The 14,947-nt window shown below is 54.0% G+C and carries 14 protein-coding genes; 5 read left to right on the top strand and 9 right to left on the bottom strand.

Features of this window, described 5'->3' with window-relative positions; translation table 11 throughout:
* The first annotated feature begins 192 nt into the window (after positions 1 to 192).
* Positions 193 to 1,020, top strand: coding sequence for a peptide-methionine (S)-S-oxide reductase MsrA (msrA, locus tag EKN00_RS09530; RefSeq protein ID WP_127849957.1), 828 nt, complete (start codon positions 193 to 195; stop codon positions 1,018 to 1,020).
* Positions 1,021 to 1,119: 99 nt separating this feature from the next.
* Here msrA and EKN00_RS09525 read toward each other — a convergent pair whose 3' ends face one another.
* On the bottom strand, positions 1,120 to 2,364 hold the full coding sequence (locus tag EKN00_RS09525; RefSeq protein ID WP_127849955.1) for a chloride channel protein: 1,245 nt from the start codon (positions 2,362 to 2,364) through the stop codon (positions 1,120 to 1,122).
* A 194-nt stretch (positions 2,365 to 2,558) separates the two neighbouring features.
* Between EKN00_RS09525 and EKN00_RS09520 the strand changes: the two genes are divergently transcribed.
* Positions 2,559 to 3,920, top strand: a complete 1,362-nt coding sequence (locus EKN00_RS09520) for an MFS transporter (RefSeq protein WP_127849992.1) — start codon at positions 2,559 to 2,561, stop codon at positions 3,918 to 3,920.
* Between the two features lie 898 nt (positions 3,921 to 4,818).
* On the opposite strand, the gene EKN00_RS09515 is transcribed toward EKN00_RS09520, so the two are convergent.
* From EKN00_RS09515 to EKN00_RS09490, 6 genes are all read right to left on the bottom strand, one after another.
* A complete protein-coding gene (locus EKN00_RS09515; protein WP_127849953.1) occupies positions 4,819 to 6,720 on the bottom strand; it encodes a copper-translocating P-type ATPase in 1,902 nt (633 codons plus the stop codon).
* 1 nt (position 6,721) lies between these two features.
* On the bottom strand, positions 6,722 to 6,994 hold the full coding sequence (locus EKN00_RS09510; RefSeq protein ID WP_127849990.1) for a cupredoxin domain-containing protein: 273 nt from the start codon (positions 6,992 to 6,994) through the stop codon (positions 6,722 to 6,724).
* 42 nt (positions 6,995 to 7,036) lie between these two features.
* A complete protein-coding gene (locus EKN00_RS09505) occupies positions 7,037 to 7,408 on the bottom strand; it encodes a cupredoxin domain-containing protein (RefSeq protein ID WP_127849951.1) in 372 nt (123 codons plus the stop codon).
* A gap of 33 nt (positions 7,409 to 7,441) precedes the next feature.
* Positions 7,442 to 7,882 (bottom strand): CopY/TcrY family copper transport repressor, encoded by a 441-nt coding sequence (locus tag EKN00_RS09500; RefSeq protein WP_127849949.1) that lies wholly within the window; start codon positions 7,880 to 7,882, stop codon positions 7,442 to 7,444.
* Positions 7,883 to 8,220: 338 nt separating this feature from the next.
* A complete protein-coding gene (gene phoU, locus EKN00_RS09495; RefSeq protein ID WP_127849947.1) occupies positions 8,221 to 8,898 on the bottom strand; it encodes a phosphate signaling complex protein PhoU in 678 nt (225 codons plus the stop codon).
* 196 nt (positions 8,899 to 9,094) lie between these two features.
* Positions 9,095 to 10,162 carry a hypothetical protein gene (locus EKN00_RS09490; RefSeq protein ID WP_127849945.1) on the bottom strand — a complete coding sequence of 356 codons (1,068 nt, stop codon included), beginning with the start codon at positions 10,160 to 10,162 and terminating at the stop codon, positions 9,095 to 9,097.
* 148 nt (positions 10,163 to 10,310) lie between these two features.
* On the opposite strand from EKN00_RS09490, the gene EKN00_RS09485 reads away from it, so the two are divergent.
* A complete protein-coding gene (locus EKN00_RS09485; protein ID WP_127849943.1) occupies positions 10,311 to 10,991 on the top strand; it encodes a DUF554 domain-containing protein in 681 nt (226 codons plus the stop codon).
* 155 nt (positions 10,992 to 11,146) lie between these two features.
* Here EKN00_RS09485 and EKN00_RS09480 read toward each other — a convergent pair whose 3' ends face one another.
* Together EKN00_RS09480 and EKN00_RS09475 are read right to left on the bottom strand one after the other, a co-directional pair.
* A complete protein-coding gene (locus EKN00_RS09480; RefSeq protein WP_127849941.1) occupies positions 11,147 to 12,001 on the bottom strand; it encodes a DegV family protein in 855 nt (284 codons plus the stop codon).
* A 147-nt stretch (positions 12,002 to 12,148) separates the two neighbouring features.
* Complete coding sequence (locus tag EKN00_RS09475; protein ID WP_241559492.1) at positions 12,149 to 13,327, bottom strand: MFS transporter; 1,179 nt, start codon at positions 13,325 to 13,327, stop codon at positions 12,149 to 12,151.
* Positions 13,328 to 13,581: 254 nt separating this feature from the next.
* Between EKN00_RS09475 and EKN00_RS09470 the strand changes: the two genes are divergently transcribed.
* Complete coding sequence (locus tag EKN00_RS09470; RefSeq protein ID WP_127849939.1) at positions 13,582 to 14,349, top strand: threonine/serine exporter family protein; 768 nt, start codon at positions 13,582 to 13,584, stop codon at positions 14,347 to 14,349.
* Entirely contained in the window at positions 14,349 to 14,810 is a 462-nt protein-coding gene (locus EKN00_RS09465; protein ID WP_338323185.1) for a threonine/serine exporter family protein, read from the top strand. Before EKN00_RS09470 ends, EKN00_RS09465 begins: the two co-directional genes overlap by 1 nt.
* Positions 14,811 to 14,947: the final 137 nt, after the last annotated feature.

The raw sequence follows: 14,947 nt of genomic DNA, 5'->3' as shown, positions 1-14,947 counted from the left end.
TTATACTCAATAATTACCGGCTTGACCCATTTAATCCTTCAGGCCACGTGAAAATTAAACGTTATGTAAGTAAAATGGTTCCGCTTACTTATAATCAGTATCATTGGTATAATTATATTAACCAATAACCGACTTTGCAAATGCAACGCCACTGTCCCGCCAAGCGGCCGTGTAGCCAAAAGGAGGTACCCGATGACAACACCAATCATCAGCACCATCGACAGCCTGATTGCAAATCGCGCCACCACCGCGTGGGAAAAGGAGCAACTAACCGCTGCGCGCACCGCCCTTAGCTTAGGGGATTCTCTAGGCAGAACTCAGGCACAACTAGAATTCGCGTTGCGCCCGCTGGCAATGCGCAACAACCTGACGCCGGACGTGGCCGATTTGTACTTTCAGTTAACCAACAACCACCAAGCCGGCATGCGCTACGATTACTCGACACACAAAATCACTGACCCAGAAAACCAGGAACGCGCGCTTTTCGCGGGTGGCTGTTTCTGGTGCATGGTTGAGCCCTTCGAGACAATGCCGGGAATCGTGTCCGTGCAATCTGGGTACACGGGCGGTCACGTTGATGCGCCAACTTATGCCGAGGTTAGTTCGGGGCGAACCGGCCACGTTGAAGCCGTCGAGATTATCTATGACAAGCGGCAAATCAGCTACAAGGACCTGCTCAATATTTACTGGCAAATCAGCGATCCCACCGATAACGCCGGCCAGTTTGCCGACCGCGGTGAGAATTACCGGCCGGTGATTTTCTGGAGCACAAAGCCGCAGATGGAGCAGGCACTAGCATCACGCCAAAAGCTCAGCGAATCGCCAAACTACCGGCGGCCAATCGTGACCGCAATCCGACCGGCGTCAAAGTTCTGGCCGGCTGAGAACTACCACCAACAGTTCTACAAGAAATTCCCTAAGCGTTACTCGCAGCTGCACCGCGAGCGCAAGCGGTACTTGTTCTACCAGCGGCTCCTTGCGCGCCTCACTCACCTGGCTGGTGCTTTGCGGAAAAAATAAAGCCGTGCGGGTAACGTTCGCCAAGCCAAGCCCATGCAGACGGGCGGAGGATGCCATTAACCGTTTCTGGTTAGCGACATCCCCCGCCCGTTTTTTAATTTAGCCCAGACTGCTGAGGTCAAGTTCAGTGAACTGGCTGCCATAGCGACACACTACCCGGCCATGTAATTGGTCCATCATCATCAAGAGAAGCGTTGCCGCAATACCAACACCGGCAAGATTGACGGGGAGAAACATGATGATCATCAAGCTGCCCGCCACCACCGGCGATTCCAGGATGGTTGCGCCCATGCTAATTGCAAACACGCCAATGACAAACACGGGATCAAGCTGTGGCACCAGGTGACTGAGCGCAATCCCCTGCGCGGTGGCAGCAAATAGTACGGGGAAGATATCCCCACCGAGCCAACCGGTGTTCAGGCAAATGGTTAACAGCCCCAGCTTGAGCACCGACCGCAGCAGCAAAAAGCCCACGTCTTTTTGCTGCCACAAGCCGGCGAGTAGGTGAAAATTGTGCTGGCCGGAAAACATAATCCCGGGCGCGAGCAAGCTGGCCGCATAAATCGCCAAGCCGCCCAGCAGCACCAATTGCCAGTTGCGGCGCACGCGGCCGAGGATGACCTTACGGAGTTCAACCATCAGTTTCAGGTAAACTTGACCGAGCGCAACGCCAAGCACCATTAATGGTAAAAACCACCACAATTCCTGCAGTTGCCAGTTCGACTGCCCCACCCGAATAATCATTGATGGTTCGCCGCCCAAATTGAATACCAGGCAGAAAAACATCACCCCAACCGCAAACCAAATGATGGTCCACGGCGTCCAGAGCGATTTGTTTTTGACACTAGGCGGCCGCCGCACCAGGAATTTATTCGGCATCACCAGCACGCGCAGTTGCGCAAGCCACGACTTACCGCGCAGCACCGCATAATTTTGCTCAACGTAACGGACTTTGTCGGTCAGCCACAAGCCATAGAGCACGGTCGAGCTGACCAGCGTGGCTTCTGGCCCGAGGCTCGTCCCGCTGGTGAGAATAATGGCCGGGAGCACCATCTGCACTAACACATAGCGGTAATCCGACCAGCCGTGGTCCTTTAAATCGGCACGAATCAGGCCAAAGCTTTTGGGCATCGGTCCGCCAAAGATGCGCTGTGCACTGTAGATCAGCACCCCAACAATCAGGAGCCACACTGCATTGAACAAAGGGCGGAACGTTGGCCCGGGCCAGATGACTTCAATCAACCAGCTTTGCAGCACGTAAAAGCCGCCAAGCAACGCGCCCAGAATCGCACTCATGGTGATGCCGTAGAATAGAATGTATGCCTGCTTCCCAGTTCCCGCCACGCCGAGCTTCCTCCCAGATTGTTTTCAGAAATATCCGTTGATGCCAATTGCTCAAGCATACTATTCCTGCCGAACATTTTCAAAAAATAGTCCGCAAACCTGCATGTCTGCACTTAACTTAATGGGCGTATACTGAAAGTAATGTTCTGAAAGGGAGTATTGGTTTGAACAAATCACAAGCAACTGGTAACCCGATGGTCGTCGTCACCGTCGTTGCCCTCATGTCCTTCATGGGCGTCCTCACCGAAACGTCCCTTAATGTTAGTTTCCCGGCACTAATGCAACAATTCAACGTCAGCCTGAGCACAGTTCAGTGGGTGACGGCCGGTTACCTGCTAACGGCGGCGCTGGTCATGTTAACCTCGGCGTTCATGAAACGGCGCTTCACCAATCGGCAATTATTTATCACTTCCGCACTGCTCTTCATCGTTGGTGACATCCTGTGCGGGGCCGCCCCCGTCTTCTGGGTCATGCTCCTTGGCAGAATTGTGCAGGCAGGTTGTGTTGGCCTGTGCACCCCGCTCATGGTCAACATTATCTTGGACGTGGTGCCGCGACAAAAGCTCGGAACTTACCTTGGCATCGCCAACCTGATCATACTAATTGCCCCCGCCCTCGGCCCTACGTTTGGCGGCACGGTCGTCGCCTTTGCCAGTTGGCGCATGATTTTCTGGATTCCACTCCCACTGGCAGTCATCCTGCTGCTAGTTGGCCAAGGCCGCATCAAGCAGTACAAGCCGACGCAAAACTACGCGTTCGACTGGTTGCGCTTTGGCCTGCTCGCTGCGGCGCTAATCAGCTTGATTGTCGGGATTAACGCCCTGGGGGAGAGCAAGTGGGGCGAATTCGCCGGCCTCATTGCTTTCAGCCTCGTCCTGGTTTGGCTGTTCTACCGGCAGTCGCAGCACGCCACCCGCGCACTGTTTGATCTGGCTGTGTTCAAAAACAAGGCGTTCCTGTTCAGCTTCTTCCCCTACATCATGTTGCAGTTTGCCAACGTCGGTATTAACTTTTTGGTGCCAAACTATGTTCAAGATGTGTTCGGGGCAACCTCACTCATCGGCGGGCTCGTGCTTCTACCGGGGAGCCTGTTCAACGGCTTCGGCCAACCACTTTACGGCTGGATGCTTGATCATTTAGGTGGCAAAATCCCGCTCTACGTCGGTGACGTTCTCTTCACGCTGGCCCTTTTCGGCCTTGCTGTTGCCGGGAATATTTTCGGCGTCGTTGGGGTAACCGCCGCCTACATGATTTTTGCCATTGGCCGGTCCATGGCGTTCGGGAACTCCGTGGCGTATGGCCTGAAGCACATCCCGGAGGAGTTGCAAAATGACGCAAACGCGCTGTATAACACAGGCCAACAGGTCACCGGTGCGCTCGGGACAACGGTGCTGGCCCTACTCATGGACTCCGTGCACAAGCCGGGGTTCACGAACGGACAAAACGTCGTGGCCGGCAGCCGCATCGCCTTCATCCTGCTAGTGATCTTCGGGATTGCAATCGGCTTCCTTTTCCGCCGCCTAGTCAACCTTCCCGACGACAATAAAGTATCCTAAACTGTCGCTGTCCGGCAGCGTAAGTGGTTTTGTGCTTGTTGGGTACTGCGTGGTATAAGGCCCGCGCCTGGGCGGGGCCGGTGCGCGTTCCGTGCGGCTGGGATTTTCCGTGCGGCCGGTTGAAGCCCCAAAAGCGGGGTCTTCAACCTAAAAATTTAGCCCCGCATCTGCTTCTTGGGGTTACGAGACTAATACGTGTGTTAGGATCCGCTGGGAAAGCTTTGACCTCCTGGCGGGTCTTAATTTTTGCCGGCTATGGTGTGGAGAAGCCCGATGCAAAGCCCACATCGGTCTTCTCTCACCATAGCTTTCACAGGAAAATCCCAGCCGCACTACACGCGCACCGACCCCACCCAGTCGCTACATCGTGGTTAAAAGAAAGTCCTACTGAGGTTTCTTCAACAGAGCATAAAGGATTTATCAGATCTGAGTCTTTTGCCCAGCCTAATGTTGTTCGGCACCCGGAAATGACCGATCTTTTCACTACTATCCAGCGGAGCGTTGTGGGGTTTGGCCGGAGGGTCCGGGCTGGGCCTTGGGTGTGCCGCCCAGCTGTGGCAACAAGAAAACACGATGTGACGACTGCGGTTTTTGCAGTTGGCACATCGTGTTTTCTTGAGGGAAAAATTTAGATTTGTGTGAGGAGCTGTCAGGTCTAGGTTACAAGAGGAAACGAGCGTCAACATGCTAAGTATCGTACACACCTAATACTAACTGCGACGATGCAAAGCTAAATTTTTAGTCTGGAGACGGCGCTTTTCCGGCTCCAGACGACCGCCACAGCGACCACGGCGAAGCACACCCGAGGCCCAGCCCGGACCCGGAGGCCAAACCCCACAACGCGGAGCCCCCGTATACCTACACCAAGAGCTGACGCTGCTGGACAGCGATTGTTCTTCTAGATGCGTGCCCGGTTAAGCAAGACTGAACTGGTGACGACGGAGAGGGAAATAAACGCCATTGCCAGCCCCGCCAGCTCTGGGCTCAGCGTGAGGCCAATCCCAGCAAACACGCCGGCCGCAACCGGAATCCCCAGCACGTTGTAGATGAACGCCCAGAACAGGTTCAACTTGATCCGGTTGAACGTCTGCTTGCTGAGGGAAAGCGCGCGGTCAACATCACGCAGGTCGTTCTTGACGAGGATAATCCCACCTGACTCGATGGCAATGTCCGTCCCGGAGCCCATCGCAATCCCGACGTCGGCCGTTGTTAGTGCTGGCGCATCGTTAATCCCATCGCCGACAAACGCAACGGGACCATCCTGCTGGAGCCGCTGGATATGTTCCGCCTTTGCTCCAGGCAAAACGCCCGCAACAACATCGTCAATCCCGACCTGATCAGCAATCGCCCGTGCAACCCGCTCGTTGTCACCGGTCAACATCACCGTTTTCAGCCCGCGCTTGTGCAACGCAGCCATTGCTTCCTTGGACGTGGCCTTTGGTGCATCCTGAATTGCGATTAAGCCAATCACCTTACCGCCAAGGCCGACAAACACGACCGTCTTGGCCTCATCCTGCAGCTGCGCCATCTTCTCGCGGAGTGCATCGCTGACCAAATAGTCCTCTAGCAATTTTTCACTACCGACAAAGGCTTCCTGACCCTCGACCGTGGCGCGCACACCCTTGCCCGAAATTGCGGCAAAGTCTGTCGCTACCGGAGCCTCAATCTGCATTGCCTTGGCCTTCGCCATTACCGCCTCTGCCAGTGGGTGCTCGGATGATGCCTCCAGACTAGCCGCAACCCGAATTACCTGGTTATCACCGACAATATCGGTCACAACAGGCTTACCGGCCGTGATAGTTCCCGTTTTGTCAAACACCACGGTGCGCACATCGTTGACCTCTTCCAGAACTTCACCATTCTTGATGAGAATCCCCATCTTCGCACTGCGGCCAGTACCGACCATGAGTGCGGTTGGTGTTGCCAGCCCCAGGGCACACGGGCAGGCGATAACAACCACCGCCACCGCGAAAATCAGTGCGTGTGCCAGCGTTGCACCAAGAGCGACGTACCAAACTAAAAAAGTTGCTAGCGCGATAATCAACACGATGGGCACAAACACGTCCGCCACTTTGTCAGTTAACTTCTGAATTGGTGCGTGACTGGTCTGGGCCTTTTTCACGAGCTCCACAATCTGCGCCAGCATGGTGTCACTGCCGACCTTCTCGGCCCGGAACGTGAACGTCCCCGTGTTGTTGATGGTGGCACCGATAACTTTGTCGCCGGCGTGCTTGGTCACCGGCATACTTTCACCCGTCACCATTGATTCGTCGATTGTGGAACTGCCATCCACGATTTCACCGTCAACCGCAACCTTCTGTCCGGGGCGGACGCGAATCAAATCACCTTGGACCACCTGATCTAAAGGTACACGCACAACTTTGCCGCCACGCAGCACCTCGGCGTCTTTTGCCTGCAGGTCAACCAACTTGGCAACCGCGCCCGATGCATTGCTGCGCATCCGTTCCTCAAAGACTTGGCCAAGGAGAACGAACGTGATGACGAACGCCGCACTTTCAAAGTAGACCGGCTGATTGGTCAGCATCGCGTAAATGCTGTAAATGTACGCTGTCGCGGTACCAATTGCTACGAGCGTGTCCATGTTTGAGTGGTGCTTCTTGGCCGACGCCCACGCGCTCTGAATGAACGGGCCGGCCGCCACAATCATGATGACCGTCGTCAGGCCGAACTGTATCCACTTACTGCCGGGCACCTCAATGTGAAGCGGCATGAGCACCATGTTGATTAGCATCGGCACCGATAGCACCAGTGCGGTCCAGAAACGTTTCGTAATGCTCATATTAGCGCACCACAATTTTGCCAGAGAACATGTCCATCCCGCAGCTAAATGTGAACTCCCCAGCCTGATCAGTGGGCACCGTCACCGTTTGCTCCTCGCCAAGGGGAAGTTCGGTCTCAAAACCAAGGTCCTTGCTGTGCACAACATCCAAACATCCCTGGCTGGACGTCCGGTTAAAGGTAATTGTCGCCGGAACACCTTGCTTGAGCTCAACGACCTCAGGGCTGTATCCACCCGCAACGGTTACGTACGCTTGCTGCTTTTCTTCTGCCATCATGTTTTCCCCCATACTTATTCGTGCCTAAATCAATCGAATCTACTTAACAATCAGCTTGCCGTGGAACATATCCATGCCGCAAGCCCAGGCGTATTCACCCGGCTTGCTGGTATCAATGGCGATGCTTTCGGTCTGATTCTGCGGCAGCTCCTGGTTCACGCCGAAGTCAGGAAAAACGACGTGGTCCAAACAACTGGAAGAATCCAAGCGGGTGAAATTCAGCGTTGCCGGAACGCCCCGCTTCAGCTCAATCACTTCGGGCGAGTAACCACCCTTAACCGTGACGGCTACCGTCTGCTGATTCCCCTCAACGCTAGCCGCCTCGCTATCCACGGCGTGATTGCCAAAGAACCACCAAATGATGAACCCAATGAGTGCCACTCCTGCAATTAACACAATTAATTTAGCCATTACTGTTCCCCCACACTACTTAATTAGTTACATCTACATCCCGCAGCAGTCCGCATCCCCCGAACCCAGGCAATCACACGCCACCTGCTTCGGCGCGGTCTTCAACTTGGTTTCAAGGAGTGCCTGCATGCTGCGAATATCGTCTTGACTCAGTTCGGTTTCGGCAATCAGGTTGTTCAGCACGACACCCTTTTTCATGGCACAAAGATGATCAAACAGATTGGTGCTAGTCTGTTCCATCGCGGTCTTCTCGTCGATGGTTGGGTGGTAAATGAACTTTCGGCCCGCCTGCGCCGTCGTCAACATGTCTTTATTCACGAGCCGCCGAAGCAGCGTCTTGACCGTGGACTCTGTCCAATCGCGCTTCTCCTGCATGACCTTGATCACATCGCTACTACCGATGTCGCCCAAGGTCCAGATGACACGCATGATTTCCCATTCCGCCGGTGTCATTTCCGTTGCTGTTTGCTCCATTGCCAATGCCTCCCAATTACGTTTACAAATGTAACCCTGCATAGATTATATTAGCCGCTACGTTTACAAATGTCAACGTCGAATTTTGTCTTCAGCTAGAACAATTGCCAATATCACGCGTGATGCCCATCCACAGTCGCTATTTGGGGGTGATGAAATACGCGATACCCGTTACAGACTATGGAATGCAAGATTCGGAATACTGAATTCGGGTTACGCCCATGTGCCGTGCCCTTTCAGCTATTTCTGGAGCAAAAAAAGACCCACAGTGAGTCAATTCACCTCACAGCGGGTCGCGCTAATCCATACTCAGGTTTGCTTTCAGCGTATGTGTAGCCTCAGAACTCATCCTCTTTTGCGTTCGAATTGAGCTCAACAATCTTCCCCGTCTTCTGGTACACGATGCGCTCGCAAATATTGGTCACGTAATCCGCAATGCGCTCCAGGTACGTGGCAACGAGCATGTAGTCGGTACCGCCCACCACGGTGTCGGTATCGGCGCGCATGCTCGCGATGCAGTCTAGGTATATCTGGCGTGAAAACTCATTCACCCGGTGATCCCGGCTGGCAATTCGCCGGGCTCGCCGGTCGTCGCTGTGAACGTAGGCGTCAAGGACCTCATCGCTCATCTTGCGCACAATCGCAAACATCTCATTCAGATTGCTTTCAATGCTGAACACGCGCGGATTGCCGGTCAGCTGAATGGTTCCCTTGGCAATCGACACCGCGTGATCGCCCATCCGTTCCAGGTCGGAGCTGGCCTTCATCGCGGTGATGATTTGCCGCAGCGCACCCGTCACCGGTTGCTGCAGCGCGATTAGCTCCAAACATTTCTTCTCCAGTTTCATCTGACTGGCGTTGATACGCTCATCGCCGCCAATCACCTCGTATGCGAGCCGCTTATCGTGAGTGGTGAACCCCGTAACCGCCCGGTAAACCGCCACGTTGACCATCATCCCCAGCTCCAAAAACATCATGTCGAGTGTCTTCAACTTCTGTTCAAATTCATCGTTCATGTGCACAAGCCCCCCCACATCCGCCCAAAGTTACTAAATATATTAAGATATTTATCAACTTAAGCGTACCAAGGGCATGTATCGGGAACGTAAAGATTAATTGCATTATTTGTAAATGCTGTGTAAATGAGGGCAACAATCAAAACATCCCCGCAAATGGCAGGACCGCAAAAGCCTAACCACCGCGGGGACACATTTAGAATTTGATTTCGGTGACGAATTGCAACTTGCGCTTGTAATCGAGCTCGACAAAATCGGTTGGGCGCACATCGCCCGGTTTCTTCTGGAAATAATCAACGCCAGCCACCTGCAACATCCGGTAAACAAATTGCGAGCAAAACATGATGTTGGTGCGTAGTGAGCGCTTGGTTACAAGCCCCAGGATGTTGTACGCGCTGCCCGTCAGGTTAATCTGACGAATGGTGTCGATGACGCACTGCTTCTGCGTTTGCGTCACCGGCAGCCGGTACACCAGCACCGAGGCGTCGGGCTTCTTGTGGAACGCCTCCACCATTTCCGGATTCAGGCCGGGTGGATAAACCCGCTCGCCCCCGTTATAGCTGATGATGGTGGTCAAATCACTGTCGAAGCTGAGTGAGGCGTGATTGAATTGCTTCTGGGTGAACAGCGAAATCAGCTCACTGGCCGGACTGCCCGTGTTGGAAATAACTATGTAAAGCGATGGATCGGCCAGCGACTCTTCTGCCCGGTTGAAGTATCCGGCGTCAAGCGAGCCCTCATTCACGTACCGGACAGCACTGTGCCGGTGCAAATCAGCCATGATGTCCTTCACGTTATCAAGCGACAAAATGCTCTTCACCCGGTCGGCACCGGCCATCGCTTGGCGCAGGCGGGCTTCATTCTTCTTGAATTCTGCGAAACTGATTGTTGCCACTTGCCCCAATTTTGGCAGATAGAACCGGTCGTTATTGCTCCGGGTGACAATGAACTCCACCAAAAACGGTGCTGGTAACACGACCGCGGCAACCATGCGTACTAGAACCGCACGGTAACCAAAACCGGAATTAATGACGTTCACAAAGAAGACAATCTGCAAAACCAGGATGCCCAAATATGCCAGCGCCAAAACGAATTTCAGCCCCCGCGCGTACTGTTCAGTCATCCCGACTTTAACGGCCAGGAAAATTGCGATAAAAACAGCACTAATAATGAACAACTCAGCATTGCCAAATATCGCCATAATGACGAGCATAGAAAGCTCCATGCGGTTAATTAGGTGCTGGTAATTGAAAATATCGTTCATGCCGCGCTCTTTCAACAATTTATTTATAATTCCAACCCACAGCATCCAAGTCTAGCATAGCAAGTGCGCAATGCCTACAGGACCTATGGCTGATTTTTGCCCAGACACTGGTATAATGGAAGGAATTAATTATATTAGGGGTACATATATGTTAGGGACTCTATTTAACACCGCAATGATTCTTATCGGTAGCTGCCTTGGCGCCCTGCTTGGTAAGGGACTGAAGGCCGAATACCACCAGGCAATGATGGACGCAATGGGCCTGGCCGCCACCTTTATTGGCATCAAAACCGCATACGGCGCCGCCATCAAAAGCCAATTCCCAGTGATGTTCATCGTCAGCCTCGCACTCGGAGCCCTGATTGGTCAGCTGCTTCACATTCAGGAGCACTTTGACCACCTCGTTGGGCGCTTCGACAACGAATCCGGTCTACAAAAGGGCCTGTCCACCGGAATTTTGCTCTACTGCATCGGCACCTTGTCGATTGTTGGCCCCATCGAAGCGGCCCTCAAAGGTGACATCACGATGCTCCTGACCAACGGCATGCTGGATTTCGTCACGTCGATGGTACTCGCCAGCACTTTCGGCATCGGTATGACCCTGGCTGCACCCGTACTATTTTGCTGGCAGGGCAGCATCTACCTGATTTCCTTGCTGCTCCAAAATGCCATCAGCTCAACCATGATTACGGAGGTGTCCATCGTTGGGGGCATCCTCATCATGACCTCGGGCCTCAGTATTTTGGGAATCAAAAAATTCAGCACGCTGAATCTACTGCCGGCGCTGGTGGTGCCAGTCGTCGGGGTTATAATCATGGGGCTGTTCTAAAACACACAGCCACCAGCTGCGCCATAGTTACTTCAAGCCAAAAAGACGCGTGACCCAGATTTTGCTGGGTTACGCGTCTTTTTGAATCAACTTAGTCAAGTTATTGATATCACTGGCAGCCAAGCGCGAATGCCCCGCCGACCGCCTTGCCGTAATCAGACAATTTGCACCCCAACGCCAATGAGGCCGGGGCCGGTGTGAACGCCGAGCGATGGGGAAATATCGCCGCGATAGTCAACCGGATGATCAGTGGCATTTGCCAGCGCATCTGCGACCTTACTGAGCAGTTCGGGATTGGCACCATGGGCGACCGCAATTCGGCCAGCCCTTCCGCCGGCAAAATCAGCAGCAACCAGGTCCACCATGTTTTTCATCGCCTTAGCTTCGGAGCGCGACTTGCCAACCACGTAATACACGCCATCATCCGCACAGGAAATGACCGGCTTAACCTTGAGCAATCCACCGAGCAGACCGGCAACACGGCCAATTCGACCACCAGCTGCTAGGTACTTGAGCGACGGAACGTAGAAGTACACGTGGCTCTTAGCAATTGATGCCTGCACCCGCAACACAATGTCGGCAAACGGCACCCCTTCGTCAATCAAGTCGAGGGCATAGACCGCCTGCAGCCCGCTACCAATACCAACGCTCTTGGAATCGAGCACTTCAACCGTCCCCGCGGGCAAGTCGGCAGCGGCGAGCTTGAACGTTTGGTAAGTTGCCGATAGCGCGCTCGCAATTGTCACACCGATGATGTGGGTGTAGCCGGCATCAAGCAACTCCTGCATCTTCGCGGTAACCGCAAAGGGCGCCGGACTGGCAGTTTTCGGCAATTCATCGGCCGTTTCGAGGTATTCGTAAAACGCGGTGGGCGTCAAATCCACCCCATCATGGTATTCACGGCCGCCAAAGGTAACCGTCAGTGGCACCACCGCAATGTTCGCGTGGCTTACCAGCACCGACTGCGGCACATCTGAGCCCGAGTCGACTATAACAGCGATTTTTCCCAAGAATAGGTCCTCCGTCTAACGTTTGTATCCAAACTATATAGTATTTGACTCTAGATGTAAACGGTATTGGTAACCACAAGTGTAACGTATACAAAAAAGGACCGACTCACTAACGAATCGGTCCTTACCCATGCTTAATTATAATTACTAGTTTTGCACGTGTGCCAACTGCTTCCGATAGATCAGGTAAACAATCGCGGTGACCGGCGCGGTTAACATCAGCGCCGGGTAAAACATGCTGTACGGCAAGAAACCATACAGAATCCCCCCGATGATTGGGCCCAACACCATTCCCGTGTCCATGCCGATGTAGAAGGTACTGTTTGCCAATCCCTGCTCATCAAGCGGGGCAACGAGCAGCGCGGTGGCCTGGCAGACGGAATACATCAAGCCGTAACCACCCGCCAGTCCCGCGGCGGCGACAATCATCATCCAGTTGTTGTACAGGTTGTTCAGCGCAAACATTCCGACAAGGTTGCAGATAATCCCCGCCAGCAAGAACCACTTAAAGGCAATCCGGTCAAAGTAATCCTTGAGCGCCAGCCGCATGAGCAGCAAGATAATCGCATAGATGATAAAGAAGCTGCCGACCATGACGTGCATGTGCCGCGCCGCCACGTATTCCACAATGTAGGATTGCGTGGCGAAGTACGGAATCGACAGCAACATGATCACAATTGCCACCGGAATCACCTTGGGCTGCACAATCCGGAATTTTTGCTTGGTATTGGAATGCACGACAATCGGCTTGCCGCGGTTAATCGTGAACTGAATCAAGATGATGAGCAGGCCGCTAAAAATGGCGGAGCACAGGAACGCAATCCGGTAATTAACGTGTTGGTAAACGAAGATCCCGAGCGCAGGCGCAATCGCCATCCCGAGCGCGTTCATCATCCCGTAATATCCCATCCCGGTCCCGACGCGGTTACGCGGTAGCAGGCCGGACAGCCAGGTGGCCATGCACACGGAACAAAGCGCAAAGCCAATCCCGTTTAACACGCGAAAAATCGCAATCATCCACGGCGCCACGGACACCGCGTAACCCACCGCGGCAACAAACAGCAGAATCCCGCCGACAAAGGCCAAGTTGTACTTTGATACCCGGTCGGTCAGTTGGCCGGCAAACGGACGAAAAATCAGGGAAACAAAGTTCATGGCGGCCGCGATTAACCCCGCCAAAAAGGCACTGGCACCCAGACTGTTGGTGTAGCCTACAATGAGCGGATTCATCAACATCGATGCGGCCATGTAGCTGAACGCACCAAACAAGATTAGTGTTGTGTCCCGCGTGAAGAGGCTCGCGGTCTTGGAACCATTGGCTTTCAATTTGCATGCTTCTTTCAGAAAATATTTATTCTACTATAACATATTCGCCAAATTAATAGGAATCGGTCCCCCGGTTTCAAGCCAGGATACTGCGCAAACCTGATCCCGACAACCGGGCAGGCTAAGCACGGCACCGCAACCAAACCGGCACCCTCCGCAAAAATCGATTTTGCTTTTGCGGCCGTTCAGCTTACACTTAGCTATGGTTAAAGTGCAGCAAGCTTTAACCTGAAATCCATCTTCTGGAGGCAACCATGACCCCAAATGAAAAAAATGTCATTGCGCTGTGCGGCCGCGTGGGCAAAATTCTGCTGGAGAACGGCGCGGAAACTAGTCGCGTTGAAAGCACCGCGGAATACATCGGTGCCGCGGCGGGCGTGCCCGTCTCCTGCCACGCAACAATGACGGCGGTGTTCGTCGACGCCAACACCGGGACGCACACCCACCTGGTCAAGGTGCGCACCAAGAACTTCAACCTGCGCAAGGTCGATGACATCAACTCGCTGTCCCGACAATTTACGGCCGGCCACATTGATTTTGCGGCCCTGTCTGCCGGCGTGGCCACCATCGAAAACGAGAAAAAAGATTTTACCCTGCCCCAGAAAATTCTGGGTGCCGGCCTCGTTTCCGTTGCGCCGATGTTGTTGTTCAAGGCAACTTGGGGCGACCTGGGCCTAGCATTTTTCGTCGGTATCGCCGGCTACCTCGCGTCACTATGGGCGGACCAGCGCACCGTCACGCCTTACATTGCTTCCGGGATCGGCGGCCTGGTGATTGGCCTGCTTGCTACCTTGCTTCAGGCAATCGGCTGGGGCAGTAATGCGGACAACATCATCATCAGTGCCCTCATGCCGCTGGTCCCGGGGGTGGCAATCACCAACTCGCTGCGTGAACTCATCGGCAAGGAAACTATTTCCGGTACCGTTCGGGCAATCGACGCGGTCCTGGTTGCCGGAGCCATTGGTGGTGGCGTCGTCGTCGGCAGTGCCGTCATTCGCCTGCTGACAGGAGGTGCGCTCTAATGCTGCAATTACTAATTCACGCAATCATCAGTTTCGCTTCCAGCATCGGCTTTGGCATTATTACAAATATTCCAAGACGCACACTGCTTCCTGCCGGGATAACTGGTTCGGCTTCCTGGGTTGTCTATGTCCTTTTGACTGGGGCAACCAAGTCGGTCATCATCCCGAACCTCGCCGCGGCGGTCACCATCGGCCTGCTCGCCAACACAGCCGCCCTGATTGTTAAGGCACCCGTGAACGTCATGTACATTCCCAGCCTCGTTTCCCTCGTGCCGGGCGCCATCATCTACATGAGCATGAAGGACTTCACCCTAGGCAAAGACATGGCGGCACAACAGGGCTTGGTCAAAACACTCACCATCGCCATCGCGCTCGCAGTCGGCTTCGTCATTGCAGAGGCCCTATTCAACCAAATTCGCCAGCCATTATTCAAAGCCCTCCACCGTCAGACTCAGCGCTAACGCTGTCCGGCAACGTGAGTCGTTTTGATGAACTAGACCAGTGAGAAGGCTCCGCGTTGTGGGGTTTGGCCTCCGGGTCCGGGCTGGGCCTCGGGTGTGCTTCGCCGTGGTCGCTGTGGCGGTCGTCTGGAACCGGA

The sequence above is a fragment of the Lacticaseibacillus hulanensis genome (assembly GCF_004010095.1).
Lineage (GTDB): Bacteria > Bacillota > Bacilli > Lactobacillales > Lactobacillaceae > Lacticaseibacillus > Lacticaseibacillus hulanensis.
The sequence above is the reverse complement of the archived record's forward strand: the minus strand, read 5'-3'. Positions and strand labels throughout refer to the sequence as shown.

Excerpts from the sequence above, each read along its gene's own strand:
- EKN00_RS09520 (WP_127849992.1), top strand. The coding sequence starts at position 2,559 with ATGGTCGTCGTCACCGTCGTTGCCCTCATGTCCTTCATGGGCGTCCTC.
- EKN00_RS09470 (WP_127849939.1), top strand. The coding sequence starts at position 13,582 with ATGACCCCAAATGAAAAAAATGTCATTGCGCTGTGCGGCCGCGTGGGC.
- phoU (WP_127849947.1), bottom strand. The coding sequence starts at position 8,898 with ATGAACGATGAATTTGAACAGAAGTTGAAGACACTCGACATGATGTTT.
- EKN00_RS09485 (WP_127849943.1), top strand. The coding sequence starts at position 10,311 with ATGTTAGGGACTCTATTTAACACCGCAATGATTCTTATCGGTAGCTGC.
- EKN00_RS09510 (WP_127849990.1), bottom strand. The coding sequence starts at position 6,994 with ATGGCAGAAGAAAAGCAGCAAGCGTACGTAACCGTTGCGGGTGGATAC.
- EKN00_RS09490 (WP_127849945.1), bottom strand. The coding sequence starts at position 10,162 with ATGAACGATATTTTCAATTACCAGCACCTAATTAACCGCATGGAGCTT.
- EKN00_RS09505 (WP_127849951.1), bottom strand. The coding sequence starts at position 7,408 with ATGGCTAAATTAATTGTGTTAATTGCAGGAGTGGCACTCATTGGGTTC.
- msrA (WP_127849957.1), top strand. The coding sequence starts at position 193 with ATGACAACACCAATCATCAGCACCATCGACAGCCTGATTGCAAATCGC.
- EKN00_RS09515 (WP_127849953.1), bottom strand. The coding sequence starts at position 6,720 with ATGAGCATTACGAAACGTTTCTGGACCGCACTGGTGCTATCGGTGCCG.
- EKN00_RS09500 (WP_127849949.1), bottom strand. The coding sequence starts at position 7,882 with ATGGAGCAAACAGCAACGGAAATGACACCGGCGGAATGGGAAATCATG.
- EKN00_RS09465 (WP_338323185.1), top strand. The coding sequence starts at position 14,349 with ATGCTGCAATTACTAATTCACGCAATCATCAGTTTCGCTTCCAGCATC.